Annotated in this window: 17 protein-coding genes; 8 read left to right on the top strand and 9 right to left on the bottom strand. The window is 60.3% G+C overall.

The genetic code is table 11. The features are described 5' to 3' along the window. Window positions 1-576 precede the first annotated feature (576 nt). From BDK88_RS14770 to BDK88_RS14740, 7 genes are read left to right on the top strand one after another with little or no spacing between them, the layout of a single operon-like run. A complete protein-coding gene (locus BDK88_RS14770) occupies window positions 577-4,479 on the top strand; it encodes an ATPase, T2SS/T4P/T4SS family (protein ID WP_130501108.1) in 3,903 nt (1,300 codons plus the stop codon). Beyond that, window positions 4,476-6,545: a type II secretion system F family protein gene (locus tag BDK88_RS14765; protein WP_130501107.1), complete on the top strand. Its 2,070-nt coding sequence runs from the start codon at window positions 4,476-4,478 to the stop codon at window positions 6,543-6,545. The genes BDK88_RS14770 and BDK88_RS14765 overlap by 4 nt, the downstream gene beginning before the upstream one ends. Before the next feature lies 1 nt (window position 6,546). Next, the gene (locus BDK88_RS14760; protein ID WP_130501106.1) at window positions 6,547-7,068 is read left to right on the top strand and encodes a DUF7287 family protein; all 522 of its coding nucleotides are present in this window, start codon (window positions 6,547-6,549) and stop codon (window positions 7,066-7,068) included. A 4-nt stretch (window positions 7,069-7,072) separates the two neighbouring features. Next, on the top strand, window positions 7,073-7,699 hold the full coding sequence (locus tag BDK88_RS14755; RefSeq protein ID WP_130501105.1) for a DUF7288 family protein: 627 nt from the start codon (window positions 7,073-7,075) through the stop codon (window positions 7,697-7,699). Next, entirely contained in the window at window positions 7,693-8,529 is an 837-nt protein-coding gene (locus BDK88_RS14750) for a DUF7261 family protein (protein ID WP_130501104.1), read from the top strand. The genes BDK88_RS14755 and BDK88_RS14750 overlap by 7 nt, the downstream gene beginning before the upstream one ends. Further along, complete coding sequence (locus BDK88_RS14745; RefSeq protein WP_130501103.1) at window positions 8,526-9,017, top strand: DUF7266 family protein; 492 nt, start codon at window positions 8,526-8,528, stop codon at window positions 9,015-9,017. The genes BDK88_RS14750 and BDK88_RS14745 overlap by 4 nt, the downstream gene beginning before the upstream one ends. Beyond that, window positions 9,017-9,844: a type IV pilus modification PilV family protein gene (locus BDK88_RS14740; RefSeq protein ID WP_130501102.1), complete on the top strand. Its 828-nt coding sequence runs from the start codon at window positions 9,017-9,019 to the stop codon at window positions 9,842-9,844. Before BDK88_RS14745 ends, BDK88_RS14740 begins: the two co-directional genes overlap by 1 nt. Before the next feature lie 19 nt (window positions 9,845-9,863). Here the strand turns inward: BDK88_RS14740 and BDK88_RS14735 are convergent, their stop codons facing one another. From BDK88_RS14735 to BDK88_RS14695, 9 genes are all read right to left on the bottom strand, one after another. Further along, complete coding sequence (locus BDK88_RS14735; protein WP_130501101.1) at window positions 9,864-11,117, bottom strand: hypothetical protein; 1,254 nt, start codon at window positions 11,115-11,117, stop codon at window positions 9,864-9,866. Between the two features lie 77 nt (window positions 11,118-11,194). Continuing rightward, entirely contained in the window at window positions 11,195-12,085 is an 891-nt protein-coding gene (locus tag BDK88_RS14730) for a CheR family methyltransferase (RefSeq protein ID WP_130501100.1), read from the bottom strand. Beyond that, on the bottom strand, window positions 12,082-12,597 hold the full coding sequence (locus BDK88_RS14725) for a chemotaxis protein CheD (protein ID WP_130501099.1): 516 nt from the start codon (window positions 12,595-12,597) through the stop codon (window positions 12,082-12,084). The genes BDK88_RS14730 and BDK88_RS14725 overlap by 4 nt, the downstream gene beginning before the upstream one ends. Beyond that, on the bottom strand, window positions 12,594-13,862 hold the full coding sequence (locus BDK88_RS14720; RefSeq protein ID WP_130501098.1) for a chemotaxis protein CheC: 1,269 nt from the start codon (window positions 13,860-13,862) through the stop codon (window positions 12,594-12,596). The genes BDK88_RS14725 and BDK88_RS14720 overlap by 4 nt, the downstream gene beginning before the upstream one ends. Beyond that, window positions 13,859-14,464 carry a chemotaxis protein CheC gene (locus BDK88_RS14715; RefSeq protein ID WP_130501097.1) on the bottom strand — a complete coding sequence of 202 codons (606 nt, stop codon included), beginning with the start codon at window positions 14,462-14,464 and terminating at the stop codon, window positions 13,859-13,861. The genes BDK88_RS14720 and BDK88_RS14715 overlap by 4 nt, the downstream gene beginning before the upstream one ends. Window positions 14,465-14,498: 34 nt before the next feature. Beyond that, window positions 14,499-17,651, bottom strand: coding sequence for a chemotaxis protein CheA (locus BDK88_RS14710; protein ID WP_130501096.1), 3,153 nt, complete (start codon window positions 17,649-17,651; stop codon window positions 14,499-14,501). Further along, window positions 17,644-18,861 carry a chemotaxis-specific protein-glutamate methyltransferase CheB gene (cheB, locus tag BDK88_RS14705; protein ID WP_130501095.1) on the bottom strand — a complete coding sequence of 406 codons (1,218 nt, stop codon included), beginning with the start codon at window positions 18,859-18,861 and terminating at the stop codon, window positions 17,644-17,646. Before cheB ends, BDK88_RS14710 begins: the two co-directional genes overlap by 8 nt. Continuing rightward, on the bottom strand, window positions 18,858-19,220 hold the full coding sequence (cheY, locus tag BDK88_RS14700) for a chemotaxis protein CheY (protein WP_008010233.1): 363 nt from the start codon (window positions 19,218-19,220) through the stop codon (window positions 18,858-18,860). Before cheY ends, cheB begins: the two co-directional genes overlap by 4 nt. A gap of 279 nt (window positions 19,221-19,499) precedes the next feature. After that, a complete protein-coding gene (locus BDK88_RS14695; RefSeq protein WP_130501094.1) occupies window positions 19,500-20,288 on the bottom strand; it encodes a chemotaxis protein CheW in 789 nt (262 codons plus the stop codon). A 140-nt stretch (window positions 20,289-20,428) separates the two neighbouring features. Here BDK88_RS14695 and BDK88_RS14690 point away from each other — a divergent pair, with 140 nt between their 5' ends. Then, window positions 20,429-20,890, top strand: a complete 462-nt coding sequence (locus BDK88_RS14690) for a chemotaxis protein CheW (protein WP_130501093.1) — start codon at window positions 20,429-20,431, stop codon at window positions 20,888-20,890. Window positions 20,891-20,898 lie beyond the last annotated feature (8 nt).

Genomic DNA, 20,898 nt, shown 5'->3' with positions numbered 1-20,898 from the left:
CTGCGACGAGCGGACGCGAGGAGCGAACGGGCACGGGGTTCGAATCAGGGAGCAGCTTCGCTGCGACCGTGGTTCGAATCCCGCCACGCCCGTGCAGTGAGGCGGGGAGTATCGCGAACCGTCGAACGAACCGGAACGGGATTCGAGATAGACCATGACCGAACGAAGTGAGCGAAGTGGGCGTGGTTCGAATCCCGCCACGCCGGAATTTTCTCAGCAACCTTACTATCACAGTTGCTTCTCGAGCTGTGACCCATCTCGATTCCGTCGGTTCGAAGCGAACCCTGTCGCTAGACGATCGTTCCAACGTGGGCGACTCCCAACTGGGCTGTTCCACTGTTGGCACCACGCTAGTTCGTGAGCCGTTGGTCGAGTAGTGAGTGGCTGGGTGAGCGACTGTCCCATCCAGCCGTCAGCCGCGAGCATCGATCCCGTGATGTGTCGAAACATCAACTGTATGAATTGAACAGATCGCCAGCAAGTGGGTGGTGATCAGTCGAAAACGGCCGAAGAAAATTATCAGAACTGGTAATGGGCGGATGAATTTTTTGAGGGATGACTTTCAGTATGAATGTAATGGCTATTGACGAAGCCGACCAGCCGGATGCCGGGGGCTTTTCTGAGGGGGAGGCGTCCGAGTCTGCGTCGGAAGAAGCGCAATCCCACGAATCAGAGCCGAGCACGAACTCGGCTGTCCGTGTTGGGGAGTACACGTGGGAGGAGTTTATGACCGAGTATGGGTACGGCAACGAGGTATCCGACCTCTATCCGGACGACCCCACCGGCGGGGACGAACAACTCGGCCTCGATACGGATGCGGGTGCCGGGACGACCGTTCCCAGCGGGGACGACTGGGATCAGGTCGAGTTCGATCCCGAAGCGTATCTGGGCTATCATCCCGACGATCTCGAGGAGCAGCTGGTGCCGGTCGCCGGCGACAACGCGGGGACGCTTCAGGAACGCTTCCTCGAGTACGTCGACCCCGAGACGACGCCGGTCGTCAAAGACACCTGGTCCTGGGAACACTACAAGTGGGAATATTACTACGAAGATGACGGCAGTCGGCCACGCGATAGCAACGGCGAGATCGTCCCCCACGATACGGAAGGAGCTCTCGGGTTCGATCCAGACACGATCGAACAACGACTTGCAGCCGCAAACGACGTCGCGCTGGAACTCGACGACGTCGTCGAGGAGCGGACCGTCAACGTCCAAGAGGACCTCGAGGAAGACGAGTTCTTCTCGACGGCCGCGGGCAACACCACCGTCACCAACCGCTACGACCTCGAGAAGGCCGTCTCGCTGGAGAAGAAGACCCACTTCCGCGAGGTCGAGCGATACTGGGTGAACAAACCCTACGCCTTCGTCATCATCTTCCATTCGGAGAAGGAAAACGAAAAGAAGTACTACATGATCGAGCCGTACCAGAACGAGATCGAGGCGGAACTCCAGGAGTTCCTCTCGGGCAAGCTCCGGACGGCCATCAAGTACGCCGAAGAGGGGATCAAGGAGAAGGCCACAGAGGACGGCCGTCGGACAGTCATCGAGGACGAGGCCCGGCGGCTCCTCAAGCGGTACGATCTCTTCGAGGCGACTGCAGACGACACGTCGAAAGGGGTTCTCGAGACGCTCCAGGGACTCCTCGACGACGAGGACAGCGAGGCCGACGGCGACGATGACGGCCCGAGTCAACTCGAGGGCATGGAGGTCCGCCCCGAGCCGGCGGTCCTCGACGACGATCCGGATACGCTAAGCGAGTATCAGGTCGAGAAGTTACTTTACTTGCTCAAACGCGACTTCATCGGCTACGAGCGCATCGACGGCATCAAACACGACATCAACGTCGAGGACATCTCCTGTGACGGCTACAACTCGCCGGTGTTCGTCTACCATTCCGAGTACGAACAGATCATCTCGAACATCTATCACGGCGAGGACGAACTCGACGATTTCGTCGTCAAACTCGCCCAGCGGTCGGGCAAGGGGATCAGCAAACGGCTCCCGCAGGTCGACGCGACCCTGCCGGACGGCTCGCGTGCCCAGCTCACGCTCGGCAAGGAAGTCTCCGACCACGGGACCAACTACACCATCCGGCAGTTCAAGGACGTCCCCTTCACGCCGATCGACCTCATCAACTGGAACACCTTCAGCTTGGACGAGATGGCGTTTCTCTGGCTCGCCATCGAGAACCACAAGAGCCTGATCTTCGCCGGTGGTACTGCGTCCGGGAAGACGACTTCGCTGAACGCAGTCTCGCTGTTTATCCCCTCGAGCGCGAAGATCGTCTCGATCGAGGACACCCGCGAGGTCGAACTCCCCCAGCGCAACTGGATCGCAAGCGTCACCCGGCCGTCGTTTGCCGACGACGAGCAGGGTGACGTCGACGAGTTCGACCTGCTGGAAGCCGCACTGCGACAGCGTCCCGACTACATCGTCATGGGTGAGATCCGTGGTGAGGAAGGCCGGACGCTGTTCCAGGTCATGTCGACGGGTCACACCACCTATACGACGTTCCACGCTGACTCCGTCGACGAGGTCCTCAAACGGTTCACCACGGACCCGATTAACGTCTCGAAGACGATGTTCACCGCGCTGGATCTGGTCTCGATTCAGACCCAGACGCGAGTGCAAGGCCGGAAGGTCCGCCGGAATAAGTCGCTGACCGAGATCAACCACTACGACGCCGAACACGACGAGATCAACGTTCAGGACGTCTACCAGTGGCAGGCCGAAACCGACGAGTTCCTCAAGATGGGGGACTCGAACACCTTAGAAGAGATCCAGTTCGACCGCGGCTGGAGCAAAGAGAAACTCGAGGAGGAGCTGTTCAAACGCGAGGTCATCCTCGCCTATCTCATCAAGAACGGCCTGAACACGTACGCACAGGTCGCTGCGACGGTGCAGGCCTTTATCAACGATCCCGATACCATCCTCACACTGATCGCAAACGGCCAACTCGAGGACAGTCTCGAGGACCTCCGTGAGATGGAGAGCGTCCTGATCGACGTCGATCAGGAGAAAGAAGAACTTGTGCCACGGCCCGAGGCGACAAACGAGACGTACAACCTCTCGATGGACATCCTAGAGCGGGCCGAGGAGTCGGTGTTCGAGGAGTACCGCGGACAGGTCCCGAGTGGCCTCGCAAGCGCACTCGGTGATGTCGAAGCGGAGGATCCGATCGATGTCGACCGTGCTGACACCGACGAGTTCGACTTCGCCGGTGCCGTCGACGAGGACATCGACGAAGGCGAGTGGGAACTCGGCGACGACTCGACGGCGTTTGCCACCGGGGACGACATCGGCGACGAGCCGGCGTGGCTCAGCAACGATGCCGGATTCGACATCGAGTCCGACGAAGAGACAGCGGCAGCCGAGGCGGAATCTGGCGCTGCGACGACCGGTGTCGATACTGGAGCCGATGCCGACGAGAGTCCGAGCGCACTCGAGCCGGCCCCTACAGCCGACGCGGCTGACGCGGCCGATACCGCTGTCGACTCCAGCAGCGAGTTACCCATATCGTCGGAGACAGATGGCGCGTCGACCGACAGCGCCCGTGACGCCGGGACCGAATCGCCGACAGACGAGAGCCGAGCGGCGACAGTCGACGCCTCAAGTGACTCGGGTCAGTCCGCGGAATCGGACGACGGGGCGGCCGAAAGCGACGGTGCCGGCAACGACACTGACGACGCAGACGACGAGGATCTAGTTGGACTGTTCGATGACATGGGCGAGACGATCGACGAACTCGACGAGCCGAGCACCGATCCGGCGACCGACAGCGAGGGGGCGGCCGGTCAACAGAACGATTCCGGATTCGATTCGATGTTCCCGGACGACGACCTCGATTCGATCTTCGATCCGGAATCGTCCGGCAGTTCAAGTAGTGACACCGGCGCACAACGCGACGGCGAATCGGCCGCGGATGCAGCGCCGGCCAGTGAACAGGCGCCTGCCACCGAGACGACAGCAACGGATACCGCAAGTGAGACGAGCGACGAGTCTGAACCGGAGCCGCCGACGATCGAGATCGACAGCGGATCAACGACGGAAGAAGACGAGACAGGCGATGAGGGCAAGCCGGAGCCCCCGACGATCGATCTCGGTGGCGACACGTCGGAGCCGCCGGATGACCCGGACGACGCGACCGAATCGACGGCAGCAGATGAGACTGATCGGTCAGCCGACGCGCCGGCGTCCGTTGATACTGCTATCGACACGGACGACACTACCGACGCTGACGCGTCGATATTCGACGACGACGATGATTCGGTCTTCAGCGACGACGGAGCGGACACGCCCGGCGATGACGATGACGACGGCTCACTGCTCTCGAGCAGTGAGCCGAGCGCTGACGGATCGATCTTCAAAGACGACAGCACCGACAGTGGTGATGCGCTGGCCGACAGCAATACCGGCATCTTCGAGGCCGAGATCGAGACGAACGAGGACGACGACAACGACGAGGACGGAGACGCATGAGCCTGAAAACCGACAGCAGTGGCGGCTCGGGGATGTCGGCCAGTTCCGACGCACTGGGCGATCGCTTCTATCCGCTGTACGATCGACTGTTCGGCGACGACAGCGAGTTCGTCGCTGACGTGGAGACGAAACTCGCCCAGGCGCGGATGACCGATACAGTCGAACTCTACCTCTCGCGGTCGCTTGGCATCGGCGCAATCAGTGGGTTGAGCCTCTGGCTGATCGGGCTGCTTCTTGGATACGGCCTCTTCGCGATCGGCATCCTCTCGAACGAGCCAATCATCGGGATGCCGGTCGGCAACGGCCTGGTGCTGACGATCATCGAGATGCTTCGCATGCCGGCCATCGTCTTCTTCAGCGGACTGCTCTTTGGCTCGATCGGCTTCGCGGTCGGGTTCGGCTCGATGGTCGCGATCCCCTACTCGCGTGCCTCATCGCGCAAACGCGAGATCAACATGCTGCTGACCGACTCCGTCTCGTTTATGTACGCGCTGTCTGTCGGCGGCCTGAACCAACTCGAGATCATCGAGGCGATGGCCCAGGCAGACGACACCTACGGCGAGGTCGCAAAGGAGTTCCAGAGCATCGTCAAAGAGACCGAGTACTTCGATATCGACTACCGGACGGCGATCCGCAAGCAGGCCCTCGAGACGCCAAGCGACGATCTCTCACAGTTTCTGACCGACATGCTCTCGATCGTCAACAGCGGCGGTGACATGCAGAGCTTCCTCGAGGACAAGAAAGAAAAGCACATGCGCACGGCAAAGCAGGAACAGGAACTCACCCTCGAGACGCTCGAGTTGTTCGGCGAGATGTACATGACGCTGTCGCTGTTCCCGCTGTTGCTCATCATCATCATGGTCGTGATGAAGATGATTCCAAACGCCAGCGTGACTGATCAGATGCTCTATATGGTCGTCTATGCACTGATTCCGATGATCGGCGCTGGCTTTCTCGTCCTCGTCTCGACGGTCAAACACGACGAGCCCGGCGACGGCTACCTCTCGATGGGATCGACCGAGCAGCGAACCGAAACCGGGCAAAACGACGGGCTGTTGAGTCTCGGCCTCGTCGAGCAGTTTACCGGCGAATACAGCGTATTCGATCGGATCAAAAACCGCGAAGGGACCCACGAGACGATCGAAGTGCTGCGAAACCCCCATCTCTTCTTCCGGGATCATCCGCTGATGACGCTCGTCGTGACCCTTCCGATCGCCTTGCTTATCGTCGTGACGGCGATCGTAACCGGGTCGGCACCCACGTCGTGGGGACAGCTCTTGGCAAAGCCGATCTGGGGGACGGTTATCTACCTCTACTTGCCGCTGTATATCACCACTATCCCGCTTGCGATCTTCCGCGAGTGGAACGTCCGCCACAGAAACGCCGTCCTCAATCAACTCTCCGAGGACCTTCGCAAACTCTCGAGTTCGAACGACACCGGGCTCACGCTTCTCGAGTCGCTCAAGGCAGTCTCCGACACCACGAGCGGCAAGTTAGCCCGCGAATTCGAGATGATGCACACGAAGGTCAACTTCGGGATGAGTCTGAAAGAGGCACTCATCGAGTTCAACAACAAATACCACATTCCGCGACTCGCCCGGACGACACGCCTGATTACCGAAGCACAGGAGGCGTCAAACCAGATTTCGGCAGTGCTCCGGACGGCCGCCCGCGCAAGCGAGAACCACGACGACATCGAACGCGAGCGCAAATCACGCACGCGCATGCAGATCGTGATCATCATCATGACCTTCATGACGGTGCTTGCGGTGATCGCGATCCTCAAGACACAGTTCATCGACACGATGGCCGGGCTGAGTGCGGGGAGTGGCTCCGGAGCGAGCAGTGCCGGCGGTGCCGGTGGTGGCGCGATGAGCGGGGCGAACCTGAGCGAGAACATCGACGTCGATATGCTGTCGGTGTTGTTCTTCCACGCAGTGACGCTTCAGGCGATCATGTCGGGCTTTATCTGTGGCTACATGCGGGATGCCGACCTGCTGAGTGGCCTGAAATACGTCATCGGACTGTCGTCGGTCGCACTCATTGGCTGGACGCTGGTGGCCTAATATGAGTGGGAAACAGGCATCACAACGTGACCAGGACCGCACTCGAGCCCGCCGGCCACGAACGATTTCGACGGCGTGGCTCGAGCGAGGCCAGACCACCCAGGACTTCGTCGTGGGGATCGGCGTCTTCCTGCTGGCGATCGCCTTCGTCTTCTCGTTTTTCCCGGCGCTCGTGACGCCGTATGACTCCTCGGTCGGCGGCGCTGAGACGGCACAGGCCGATCGGATCGCGGATCGGATTGTGAACGATACGTCGACGGGGACGCCGAACGAGCTCGATAAAGGTGACTTCAACACCAAATATCAAAGCGGATTGGTCGAAGAGCTCGGACTTCGATCAAGCAACGATAATGCAATCGATCAGGTAAATGTGACTGTAAAGAATATCAGTAGTAAAGAGAATGTGCTGTCCGCGGGTGACAGTTACAATAATCAGTCAGCAGCCAGTTCAGCACGGATCGTCACAATCGAGGGCAGCGACCAATGTGACCCTGCCTGCAGACTAATCGTGAAGGTCTGGTGATACGATGTCTGATAAAAACTCGCCGAACGATGATCGTGGGCAGGCCTACACCCTCGAGGGGTTCGTCAGTGCGATGGTCGTGTTGATGGCCGTGCTGTTCGCGCTGCAGTCGGTCGTGATCACGCCAACGTCGGGCGGACTGTCCGATCGCTCTGTACAGGCACAACTACAACAAGAAGCCCAAGATGCGCTCATGGTCGGTGATCGAGACGGCAATCTTTCGGAGACGATTCGCAACTGGAACACCAGCGACAATAAGTTCCACAAGGCGTCCGTTCCCGGACCTGACGGAAACTCTACCTACAATACGACAGCATTCGCGGATCAATCGCGACTCGGGGGGATACTGGAACAGCGGTTCGCAGACAACGGCTATAGTTACAACGTCGAGCTCATATACGAAAATGATGGTGAATTTAATACCACATATTTGGTTTACCAAGGCGCTCCATCGCCAGATGCCGTGACCGCGAGCTATGTCGTTACATTATACGAGAACAATATTTTGACAGCATACAAGAATGAACAGATCGCACTCACTGATTCTGAAGCTGATGACTATCCAATACCTCAAGAAACTGATACTGAACTCGTCTACAACATCGTGGAGGTGCGGGTGATCGTATGGTAACTCCAAACGCTCGCCGCAATCGGGGCCAAGTGATCCTCATTGGCGCGATTACGCTGGCGTTCATTCTGCTTGGCATCGTCGTCGTCTTCAACGGCGTCCTCTACACAGAGACGATTTCTTCGAGTTCGACAAGCCAGAGTACAGCAAACGCGGACGTGACGATGGATGGGCTTGAACATAACCTCGTTGAAACAGCCCATCGAGGTAATGTAAACGGGAACTGGACTGAGAAAGATTTTGCAGAGAGCATAACGAACCAGGGATTCACTGAGCAGTATCGGACTACGACATCGAATAGTCGGCCAGCGATCGTGAATATGAGTATTAGTAAGGATGAATATGGGTATGCTGTCTTTGGAAATGAGACTGAAGGAAATATCACCTTTAAATCAAACAAAAACAAAATCGAACATTTAATTCTTTATCTTGATGCAAGTAAAACTGATAAGATTAACATAAGCCCACAATCAGAAAGTGATTGGGTTAAAATCAGTAGTTCTGGAGATGGATTTGAGGTTGAAGACGAAAATAGCGACTGTGGTAATATCAAACATGAAATAGTCCGTTTCAATCTTATTGATGGAACTACAAATGTGAGCGGATCATGTGAGAGTGAACTTTCGATTATTGATCGTGACGAGTCATATTCTGGGGTCGTTTTTGAAAGCGGTGACAAAGACGGGAAATATGATATCGTTGTACAAAAAAAGATTACTGATCCAAATTCACACACGGTCGTTCGGGAGTTCGATACTACAATCACATATGAATCAAATCAGGTTTCGTATGAACGTAATTCCACGATTAAGGTCTATGGTGATAGCAAATGAAAATCAACTCACAGCGCACCGATCGCGGGACATCGATCACGATCACACATGTTCTGACGATCGGAATCACCACGCTGTTGATCGCCGTTCTGCTAATTAACGCCGGGACCCTCCTCGAGAACGAAACAGAACGGTCCGCCGAGTCGTCACTCGAGACGATCGGTGAACGCCTCGCCGGCGAAATCGAGAGCGTCGACAGAATGGCAGCAGACAGTGCGTCCGTAACCGTCACTGCCGATCATCCGCGGACGGTCGCGAACTCGAGATACAGTATTGAGTTGTTGGATAAAGACAAATGCCGGGATGCAGAGTTGCTGGATAATTCGACTGAGAACGACTGCCTCCACCTGACAGCATCAAACGCCGATGTGGAAGTATACGTTCCAGTCGCAATCGACAACCTCGAGCATGGGCAGCCACCAGTCTCCGGCGGTTCACTCGAGATTTCCAAAGAAAGCGGAACGATCACGATCGAGAGGGCTGACTAATGAGACGAACGACTGATTCACTCCGGACGGATGGGCGAACCAACGACCGTGGGGTGTCGGAAGTCCTCGGATTTATTCTCGTCTTCGCGATCATTCTCGGGTCGGTTACACTGCTGTCGATGACTGGCTTTCAGGCGATGCAAGATTATCAAGAGGGAGAACAGCTCCGAAACGCGGAGCGGGCGATGGAGGCATTCGCGGAGAACGCCAACGACGTCATGCGATACGATGGAATCGACACACGGCGTGGCGAACTGTCACTTCAAGAGGGAACGGTTACGACGAGCGACAGTGGGACGAAAATAAACATCACGATGACCAAAGATGATAGTTCCCAGATCGTAATTCCATCTGGGAGTCACTTTTCCGAGTACGGAAACGTGACAGAGAATACTATAAACATAGGTGCGTTCACGTATACCGTCGATAACGACCGGATTGCATACGAAGGCGGCGGGGTCGTGCGGGGCGACGAATCCGGCAGCGTCTTTCTCAAGCGGCCACAGCTTCGGTGTGATAATAAGACAACTGAGACAGCAGTAATCTCTCTTGTCACGATCTCAGCGGACAATCAGTCGATACAAAGCAGTGGTCAGGTCGGATTTACAATATCCGAGGTAGACAATCCCGGTCGAACCAGTAATGTCTACACTGACGTGGACGACGTTTCCATAGACGTTCAAGGTTCTCCAAATGAGCGTGCATGGAACCGAACGCTTGGACATGGCAATTGGGAACGTAAGGACGGCATCAAGGGAACATGTGACTTCGAATCAGATAATGGGAAAGTCGTCGTCACACTCGTCGAGGTCGACATCGAGTACTGATCGGTGACTCGTCCTGCACCTATTTCGGCCCCCAGTCGCCAGTCACCATCGCACGTAATCCGGCACGCTCGGTCAAGGCTTCGACGCGAGCTGCCTGCTCATCAATATCCCCTGCAGTCTCGAGGTAGAGCCCCCGCGAGAGCGGCGTCGGGTCGTCCATCGGCGATCCGTCGGCGCGGACAGGGGCGTCGTTCAGCACCGTTTTTCCGGCGTCGTCCGGTGCCCATGGGACCTCGACGCCGGCGAGGCCGCGCTCGAGCAGATACTCGGCGGCTTCGACGAGCGCACCGGCCGCGCTCGAGTGGCCGACCGCGCCGATCGAGCCGCGCTCGTTGAAAAAGCGGACAACGTATTCGCCGTCGTCGGTCGCGGCAGTGCTGTCGGTCTCGGTCGCGTCGGTGTCGCTGTGGTCGGTCGCGTGGTCCGAAACGGTGGCGTCCGTGTCGGTGGCATTTGTGTCCGTCGGCGTCTCTGGTTCAGCGTTGCCACCGGCGACACCGTCGTCCTGTTCGGGATCGCTCGAGTCGGACCGAGCGGACGATACCGATCCGGACGGTGGTGACTGGCTGTCGTCCGTGATCGCCGATTCGCTGAACTGGACCGACACGTCCGCAGCGGTGTCTCCATCGGCGTTGAGGCGGCTCGACTCGTATTCAGCGAAGGTGACGAGCAGTTGCTCGAGGAATCGATCGGTCGCGGACGCGAACTCGTCGGCGTAGACCTCGCCCTGACCGACGGCGTCTGTGAGGCGATCGGTGATCTCGTCAGTCAGAGCTGGTCGTTCGACGGCGAGTTGCCGGGCGACGTGCGCCCGTGTGTGTCGCCCGAGCTGTTGGCCGAGTGCTGCCCGCGAGTAGGTGGCGATCACCGACTCGTTGGCCTCGAGTTCGGCGAGGTCGAGCGCACAGTAGTCGAGCTCGCTCGAGCCGGCCAGCAGGAGATAGTCGCGGCCGTTCGTGTAGATCGCCCGGTCGACGCCGGACCACGTCATCGCTGACTGGATCGCATTCGCTCGTGTGCCATCCAACGACTCAGTGGCGGACTCGACAGCGACGAACAGGGCCGGAACCGACTCGACAGCCAGCACGTACTCGAGGTGCGTCTCGTCGACGACCCGATCGGGCAGACACGAGTCGGCACGGACGGTCCAGCCAAGCGTCTCGAGAAACGGTTCGACGAGCCAGCGGCGGGTTTCCTGTTTGGTTGCCGGCGGCGAGGAATCGACCAGCGTCGCGGCGCGGGCAACGAACGAGCCAAGGTCGAAGGAAGGCATTCGGAGGACCTAGTTCGTGAGCAGACATGTAATGGTCGGTTGGATTCCAGTTTCCGAACAAACCGCACCAGGGGTCGTCAGGAGTTCGAGCGATGGTCGGGCCAGCCGGCGTGGTCAGGCTTATCGTCTCGCTGATAAATGCGCAATCGGGCCTCACAGACGGTAAACGCCGACTTGAGTGTCGGAGGAATCGTCTCGGCTTTCCCGATGACGAGATAGCCGTCGGGTCGCAGCGAGCGCGCGATGGTCTCGAGCATCGACTCCTTGTACGCGTTATCGATGTAGATAAACAGGTTGCGACAGACGACGAGGTCGAACCCCGACTTCGGATCGTCGTTGATCAGGTCGTGACGCCGGAAGCGGACGTTTCGTTTCACGGCGTCGCTGATCTGGAAGGTCCGGCCGTCGACATCGACGTAGCGATCGTAGTCGTCGAGAAAAGAAAGCTGGTCATCTAAGTCGACGGTTCGAGATTCCTCGTAGACGCCCGTCCGAGCCGTCTCGAGGGCCGGCTCGCTGATGTCGGTTCCGAGAATTGCGACTGACGACTCGTCGATCTCGGGATCGTCGTGGGCGAGCATCGACAGCGAGTACGGTTCCCGACCGTCGGCACAGGCGGCACTCCAGACCCGGACGGTGTCGGTCCGATCGGAGAGCCGCCGGAGGATCGTCCGGAGCCCAGACCAGACGTCAGGGTTGCGAAAGAAACCTGTGACGTTGATGCTGAGTGCCTCGAGCAGTGCCTCCTGTTCGTTCGGATCGGTTCGCAGTTTCTCGAAGTACGCTTCGTAGGTCTCAGACTGCGTGCGACGCATCCGCGAAGAGACCCGCCGATCGAGATAACTGTCGTTGTAGTGGCTCGTCGCGAAGGCCAGTTCGTTCTCGACGAACGTGAGGACGTCATCGAACGCGCCGTCGTCACCGACGCTATCGGAGTCGAAGCCGGTCTCTTCTGTGCCGTCGATCACAGCTTCGTCACTCCGTTGTCACTGTTCGAGGACGTGACGATGAGCGTCCCGGTCCCGGGTGTAAACTCGACGGTTCGGCCGTAGTCGCCGCCGACGTCTTCGGCCTCGAGCGGGACGCCGAGTTTCTCGAGTTCGGCTTTCGCGGCCGCGACGTTTCGCTGGCCGACGCCCTCGCCGAAGCTCTCGAACTCGAACATGTCGCTGCCGCCGGCGATCTTCGCCTCGACGTCGGTGTAGTGGGCACCCTGCTCGACCATTCGGCGGAGCAGCGCGCGGATCGCCGTGTCGGCGTATTTGCCGGGTTTGCGGTCGCTGTTTTCGGCGGCATCCCCGTCGGGTAACATGGCGTGGGCTAAGCCACCGATTCCGGTTTTCGGATCGTAAAGCGCGATAGCCAGACACGATCCCAGTCCGTAGGATTTGAGCGTGTCGTCGCCGTCGCTGATGGCCAGTTCGGAGATGCCGACCTGAACCGGTGTCGGTGCCCCTGGTTCGGTGCCGTAGGTTTTCATGTGTTATCGACTTCCTGAAACTCCGCCGTCGTCGGCGTCTCCTCGATCCGATCGACCTCGAGGTTGTTCAGTGCCCGCTCTAAGTCCGACTCGTCGGGGATCGCGTACACCTGACAGTCGAACTCGCGGCCGTCGGCGACGACGATCGTGTCGAAGACGAACGCGAAGTCCTGGTTTTCGCCGAGCTGGATGATCACGGGATCGACGGCCGCAGCGCCGATATCGTGGATGAACTCCGGCGTCGAGTGGTCGATCGTCGTATCGAGGACGTTCGCCCAGCCGTCGAGAAAGCCACTGGCCATGATGTTGCCCAGCTCTTTGATCGCGCTGGTCCCCATCTCGCCGAAGCCGTCCTCGTCGACTGCCATGGGGACCATCGCGTCGACGATTTCGTGGGCCGACTCCTCGTCGAACAGGAAGAGCAGATAGCCACTCGGCAGCCCGTCGAACTCGAAGGCAGCGCCGACGAGCGTTTCGTTTGCCACCTGTTCGGGGATCGCCTCGAGCGAGACGAAGTTGAGCCGGCGAATCTCGACGCTGGTGTCGATCCCGGTCAGCGTCGTCGCGGTCTCGGCGACTTCTTTGGCCCCGCGTTCGGCCATCCGGTCGAAGCCCTCGAGTTTGTCGTACTCGATGCCGTCGCTGGTGCGAAGCCGGTCTAAAAGCTGCGACATCGACTCGCGTTTCGGCAGAAGGTAGTGATTGAATCCGACTTCGGTGCCGACGGTCTCGATCCGACTCTGGAAGAGCAAGGCGAGGTCGTCGTCGGATGGTGCTTCGTCGATGTCGCCGAAAAACGGCTCGGCGGTTTGGCCCTCAACGAACTCCGGCGTCGAAACGTCGATGACTGCCTCGAGCACGTCGGCCCAACCGTCGATGAAACCGCTGTTCATGATGTGGCCGACCTCGGTCGCGGCGCTTTCGGTCATGTCGTCGAACGCGTCGACATCAGTGACGTCGGCGTCGACGGCAGCGTCGGGGCCCGCTTCCGAGAGCAGCGTTTCGACGACCCGGAGTGCGCTTTCGCGCTCGAAGACGACGATCGAGTACCCCTCGATCGCGCCGGTCAGCTTGACGCGGACGCCGACCTTCTCGGTCCCATCCTCGAAATCGTGGCGGATCTCCTCGCCACGCATGAAGTTGAGTTTCGTCACGCCGAGTTGCGTCTCGACGCCGAGCATGTGCGTGAGTCGGCCCGCCGCGAGACCGGCCCCCTCTCGAGCCATCCGGTAGAACGTTCCCAGTGCGTTGACGTCAAGTTTCATGCGGTTTGGACGTCGATATCGTTGACCATTTCGACGAACTCTTCTAAGTCGGGGAAGGCGTAGATCTCGGCTTCGATCTGGTAGCTGGGGACTGCCAGATCCGAATCGAAAAACAGCGCGAGATCGTCGCCGCCGAGACTGGCCGTCCGGGTAACGATGTCGCCAGCGGGTGCGTAGACGAGTTGTGGCGCGGCGATGTCGATCGCACGCCCGAGGACGTCGGCCCAGCCGTCGATAAAGCCGCTGGCCATCATATTGCCCATCTCTTCGACGGCGCTTCTGGCCATCTTTCCGGAGACGTCGCCCATATCGTCGACGACATCGCGCAGCATGATCGCCGTGATCTTCTTCGCGCTCGCCTCGGGAAAGAGAATGAGGATGTGTCCGTGGGGTTCGTCGAGCAGCCGGACGCGGACGCCGACCCGCTTGCCGCCATCGAGCTGGGACTCGATGTCGTCGACGTCGATGAAGTTCGTCTTGGTGACCTCCATCTGGGCGTCCTCGCCGGTCAGTTTACTCATGTTGTCGGCGACGCCGTTCGTTCCGACTTTTGCCATCTCGTTTATGAAACTCAGCTTTCGAATGTCGACCATCATCGTCATGGGTTCCTCCGTAGGGTTGGATGTTCGCGTTCGTTCATAGTGTCGTCACGTCTAGAATGTTGACTACCTCCCCTCGCCCCCGAACCGTCGCACCGCTGATCCCCGGGACGCCGCTCATAAAGCCTTCGAACGGCTTGACGACGACCTCCTGTTGGCCACGGATCTCGTCACAGTACAAGGCGACCTCGCGGACCTCCCCGCGGATGCGGACGACCATCCCGTCGCCGTTTTCGCCGGCGGCCGGTGTCTCGAGGACGTCGGCCAGCGAGACGACTGGATAGTCGCCGACCTCGCCGGGGAGGACGGCCTCGCCGTCGACAGTCTCGATGGCCCGTGCGGACTCGACGTCGCGGACGGCCTTGGTCGGGACGCCGAACTCCTCGCCGCCGCTTTCGACGAACAGGATCTCGTCAATCGCGACTGTCACGGGGAGCGTCATCGTGACGGTCGTCCCCGCGCCCTCCTCGCTGTCGATCGAGACCGTTCCCTCGAGGTCCTCGACCGTCCGCTTGACGACGTCCATCCCGACGCCGCGACCGCTGACGTCGGTCACCTCGTCGGCCGTCGAGAGGCCGGAATGGAAGATGAGGTCGTAGACCTCCTCGTCGGCCATCGCGGCCGCCTCGTCATCCGTGAGCACGTCAGCGTCGACTGCCTCAGCGCGCAGGCGGTCGGGATCGAGGCCGCCCCCGTCGTCCTCGACCGTGATCGTCACGCGGTCGCGTTCGCGCTCGGCGTGAACCTCGACGGTACCTTCGGGGGGCTTGCCGGCCGCCTCGCGAACGTCAGGCGATTCGATCCCGTGATCGACGGCGTTGCGAACCAGATGAATCAGCGGATCTCCGATCCGATCGAGGATACCCCGGTCGAGTTCGACGTCCTCGCCGATCATCTCGAAGGCGACCTGCTTGTCCTGATCGCGTGCAATGTCGCGGACGACTCGTGGCAGCCGGTTGGTCACCGTCTCGAGTGGCACCAGCCGAATGTCCATCACAGTCTCTTGGAGATCGGTCGTCAGATCCGACAGCGCGTCGAGTTCCGTCTGGATGGCAGCCTCATCCTCGTCGACCTCGGCGGCGTGTCGGAGCCGAACGCGGCTCGTCACGAGCCCCTCGACGAGCGTCAGCAGTGAATCGATCTGCTCGATATCGACGCGAACCGACTGGACCTCGTCCGTCTCGTCGTCGTCCGGTTGCTCGTCTCGTTCGGGGACGTCGATATCCGGAATCACCAACTCGGGTTCGTCGACGATCCGCACGACGCCGTCATCGGCCGCATCGGCAGCAGAATCGGCTGCATCGTCACCGAATGACGCCGTCGACGGTGCGCTCGAGTCGTCACCAGCCTCCGAATCGGTCGCGTCGAATCCGACATCGGCGCTGTCGAAGGCCTCGGTCCCGTCGAACACGTCGTCGTCGAGGATGTCCTCGAAGTCGGCGTCACCAGTCTCGAAGTCGTCGTCAGTACCCTCGAACGAATCAGTGGTGGGATCGTCGAATTCATCGTCGTCGAACGAGGCAGTCGCCGTCTCGAACGGGTCCGACTCGGCCGTCTCGTCTCCGAGCGCGTCGTCGGCGTCCGCGGAGTCGAACGCGTCGGCGACAGCCGATTCGCCGAACGTCTCGTCGGTGTCAGTGACGTCCACATCGAACGAGTCCTCAGCGACGGCATCGCCGTCGTCGCCGGTCTCGAACTCATCGGCGGGTTCGAAGCCACTGTCGTCGGTGTCAACGTCTCCTTCGTCGGTGTCTGCCGTCTCGAGGTCGTCGGCCGTCGCACTATCGTCGGTGTCCGCGTCTTCGACCGTCTCGTCGGCTGGCTCGAGCTCGTCCGTGCTCGTCTCGCCGGTCTCGACGATCGCATCGACGTCGACATCGTCGAACTCGTCGTCGCCGGCTGGCGCATCGACCAGCACGTCGTCGACTTCGCTTTCGGACGCGTCTTCGTCGAGAAACGGACCGTCGGCAGCGTCCTCGCCGAGGAGTTCGTCCATGCCGACTTCCTCCTCGTCATCGAACTCGTCGAACTCGAGTTCGTCGAGTTCGTCTTGCAATTCGTCGAAGCCGACCATCTCGACCTCGTCTTTGAGCTCGTCGAAGACCGCACTGGCATCGTCGACATCGTCGGGGTCGTCGTCGACTGCAGCTGCGTCGTCATCTGCTGCCCCGGTCGAACCGGCGGTCGTCGCGTCGGAAGCGGGGTCGACAGGTGAGTCGCCCGGCTCGTCGTCGAGTTCGCCCATTTCGTCCTCGCCGAGTAAGTCGTCGAACGAGCCGGCTTCGCCCATGTCGTCGAAGGGCTCGAGCTCGTCGTCGTCGATGGTTTCGACCTGTTCGTCTAGGTTGTCGAACTCGTCGAACTCGTCGAGGAGTTCGTCGACTTCGAGCTCCTGAGCCTCTTCGGACGAAATGTCGTCGGCTTGGTCAGTGTCGGCTGTCGACTGGGCCGACTCGCCGGGAGTCTCGAACCGGTCGGTCACGTCGACGATCTCGAAGTCATCGACCTCGTCGACCGGCTCGAGACCGGAGGCGATCGCGGTTTCGCCGACCGCGGTGGCGAAGACGGCATCGAAGCGGCCGTCGTACTCGTCGGCCGCGATCTGGGACTGTGGCGGATCGGTGCCGATCAGATCGAAGGCATCGATCAACGCATCGACGACCAACTCCCCGTTGTTGATGTCCTCGCGCTCGGAGATCGCAAGCCGGGTGAGGTAGACGTCGTGGGTGTCGTCTGCCGGCGGATCGAACCGCGAACACACCGCGTCGATCTCGTCGTCCGAGGGGACGGTACATCCCGTCGCTGCCTCGCTATCCGCACCGTCGAGGCGGCTCCGAAGCGCGGCGATCGTCGCCGACGGATCGGTCTCGATCTCGCCGTCTGCAGCGACCTCGTCGACCATCGTCTCGAGTTCGTCGACGGCGTCGAAGACGTCGTCCATCAGCCCTGGGGAGACCTTGAGGTCGTCACCGCGGACGGCGTCGAGGACGTCTTCGATCGCGTGGGCGAGATCGCTGGCCGATTCGAGCCCCATCGCCCCGCAGTTGCCCTTGAGCGTGTGTGCGATCCGGAAGATGTTCTCCATCGCCGCCTCGTCGTCGGGATCGCGCTCGAGGGTGAGCAAGGCGTTGTTCAGTTCTGTGATCCGTTCTTCGCTTTCCTGCACGAACTCTGTCAGATACTCAGTCATCGTTCTCACCGTCCGTCGTGAACGCGTCGACGATGGCGTCGACGACCCCGTCTGCGGGTGCGACCGTGTCGACACAGCCGGTTTTGATTGCCTGACAGGGGATGCCAAAGACGGGGCTCGTCGCCTTGTCCTGTGCGATCGTATAGCCCTCTGCGGCTTTGATCGCCTCAATACCGGCCGCGCCATCGAATCCCATCCCGGTCAATACGACCCCACAGAGCCCGCTTGTGACCGCATCGGCGGCGCTTTCCATCGTCACGTCGATCGACGGTCGTACGCCGTGGACTCGCTCGCCGTCGCTGAGTCGCACGCGGAGACAGTCGTCGACCGCGGAGGCAACCTCGAGATGGGAGTCACCCGGTGCGACTGCGACGTCGCCGGGCTCGAGCCACTCGCCGTCGGACGCCTCGAAGACGTCGTATGCGCTGTGGGCATCGAGCCGGTCAGCGAACCGTTCCGTAAATCCGGGGGGCATGTGCTGGACGACCAGCACTTTCGCCTCGAGGTCGGCCGGCAGCTGCTCGAACAGACGTTCGACGATCTTCGGGCCGCCGGTCGACGCTCCGAGGACGATCGTTGGCGCGGTTGTCCGCTCGGCGGGAAGCGACGCTGTGTCTTCGTCGGCCTCCGACAGCGACTCGATTGCAGAGCGTGCGTTCGGCCCGGCCGGCCCATGATCACCGGATACCTGCACGTCGCCACTGCCGCCGGCGACGGCGTTTCCGGTGGTTGTCCCTTGCCCTGGCCGCGGGTTGCCGGCGACCCTCGAGCGGGTCGCGTGGGCCGTCGCGGTGGCTCGAGCGAGCGCTACCGTCGAGACGTTCGCATCGGCGAGATCGTCGACTTTCGTGACGACCTCGTCAGTCAACTGGACGATGGTCCGCGAATCGGAACCATCGGGTTTGTGGAGAAAGTCGACGGCACCACGCTCTAACGCATCGAGTGTCGCCTCCGCCCCGCGTTCGGTGTAGACACTGAGCATGAGAATCGGGGCCGGGTTCGTCGTCATGATCCGTTCGACGGCGTCAATGCCGTCTAACTCGGGCATCTCGACGTCCATCGTGATGACGTCCGGATCGAACGTGCTGGCGAGCGCGACGGCCTCCGAACCGTTCGCAGCTGTTTCCACCTCGTAGCCGGCGTCACCGAGTGCGTTGCCGATGACTGTCCGCATGAACCTCGAGTCGTCGACAACGAGTGCTCTCGTCATGCCGCAACGACGTCTGAAAGGGCCTTTCTGACGCTGGGTTCTTCGAACGGTTTCGTGACGTAGCCGTCCGCACCAGCCTTCACGGCGAGTTTCATCTTCTCACGCTGGCCGACGCTCGTACACATGATGACGCGGGCGTCCGGATCGATCTTCTTGATCGCTGCGGTCGCCTTGATGCCGTTGCATTTGGGCATCACGATGTCCATCATGACGACGTCGGGGTCGTGTTCTTTGTACATTTTGACGGCCTCTGCCCCGTTAGACGCCTCTCCGACGATGCGATAATCTTGTTCCAGAATCTGGCGCAATAGGTTTCGCATAAAATGAGAGTCGTCCACGATGAGCACCCCTGTCGACATTCAGTAGTACACCAAATTCTGGTAGCGATACAACTACCATAAATGCTGTCTCCCCATTATCAGTCGTGATAAATGTCAGAGACGATCCGGAGATTCCACGTGGACTGCGGTCTCGAACGTGGTTCGGTTGCGGCCGTGCGTGTCCCGCCTGCCGACCGGATTTTGTATCGATTGACCAGTTTAGCGATAGAGTCTCTTATACGGACTCCTGTCAGTCAGTGCCGGTGGGACCGCACCCCGCACTGCGGGCCCACCGGGAGATCGGGACAGCAGCCCGTCTCACTGCTGTCCTGACGCCAACAGCATCCGTTCGACATCGATGAGTGCGGTTGCCTCGATCACGATCTCCTGTGTCACGCCATTGGTCGCGTCGCCATCGGGTTCGTCGTTGACGTCTTCAGCCGATTCGATCTCGAACGTCTCGCCGATCGAACCGCCGAACCCACCGCTCGCGCCACCACCCGACGACAGCGTCGACGCGTCGCCGATACTGGACTCGGAGATACCGGTCCCATCATCTGCGCGGCCGCTTGCGGTCACGTTCGTCGACTCGTCAGACTGTGATCGCTCGTGTTCCTGTGTGACGAGTGCGACGACCAACGGATGCTCGAGGGCATCGCCGGAGAGGGGACTGTCGGCGACACTGTCGTCGTCGATCACGTTGCTCTCGGGGACGACCTCGACGCCGATCACGTTGTCGACGCGGATCGCAGCCGATTGCCGATCGCTCGGGCGGTCGAACACGACCAGCCGCTCACGCCCCGTGTCGATCTCGGGGGTCGGGAAGTGAACCCGCGGATCGATGACTGCTGTAATCTCACCACGAAGGTCCATCAGCCCCTCGATCGCAGGCGGCGTTCGTGGCACTCGAGTCACCTCCGTGGGCGGTTCCGTGACCGTTCTGACGGCGTCGACCGGCAGCGCGAATCGGTATTCTCCGACGGTAACGAAGACGAACTGAACGACGTCTTCGTCGTCGCCATCGGCGTCGGCACTGCCCGACTCGCGGGGTCGATCGGTGCCGTCGATATCGATTCCAAGAAGCTTTTCTGAGAGATCCGGGGCCATCGTCCTGTTCGTGTATCAGAGTCCACCACTAAAACGTTGACTCCCACGTGTGTGTTCATTCGATTTATCTATCGCCATCGTTACCATCCGGTTGAACGATTCGGTGCGTTCATTTTCTCCGTCGACCGTGTTCAGAGTAAATGGGACCGGCACCGAACCACGATGGGGCAACCGCCGACGACAAACGGGTGACCGTCCTCACGTTCGACCTCGAGGATCGACGCTACTGTGTCAGCGCCGAGTCGGTCGCCTCAGTCCTCGGCATCGCGGACGACTCCGCACTCGCGGACGCCGACGATCCGTGGAACGCGGGGGCGATCACCGTCGCCGGCGAGCGGGTCAGGGTGGTCGACCTCCCGCGGGTGTTCGGCGCGTCGTTTCGCACAATGGCTCGCGTCGATGCGCCGAAACTGCTCGTCTTCGACGCCACCGACGACACCGGTCGGTATTACGGCTGGCTGATCGACGACGTGGGAACGACCAGCGACGTTCGACCCGCCGCGCTTGAGCCACCGCAGGTGAACACGACCCATATCAAGGGACGCCTCGAGATCGAGGGCCGGGAAGTCGTCTGGCTCAATGAGCAAACGATGCACGGCTGAGTCGATTC

Origin of the sequence: Natrinema hispanicum (assembly GCF_004217335.1) — an archaeon.
In the GTDB taxonomy this organism is placed as follows: Archaea; Halobacteriota; Halobacteria; order Halobacteriales; family Natrialbaceae; genus Natrinema; species Natrinema hispanicum.
Note: the sequence above shows the minus strand (reverse complement) of the source record. Positions and strands in the feature narration are given on the sequence as shown.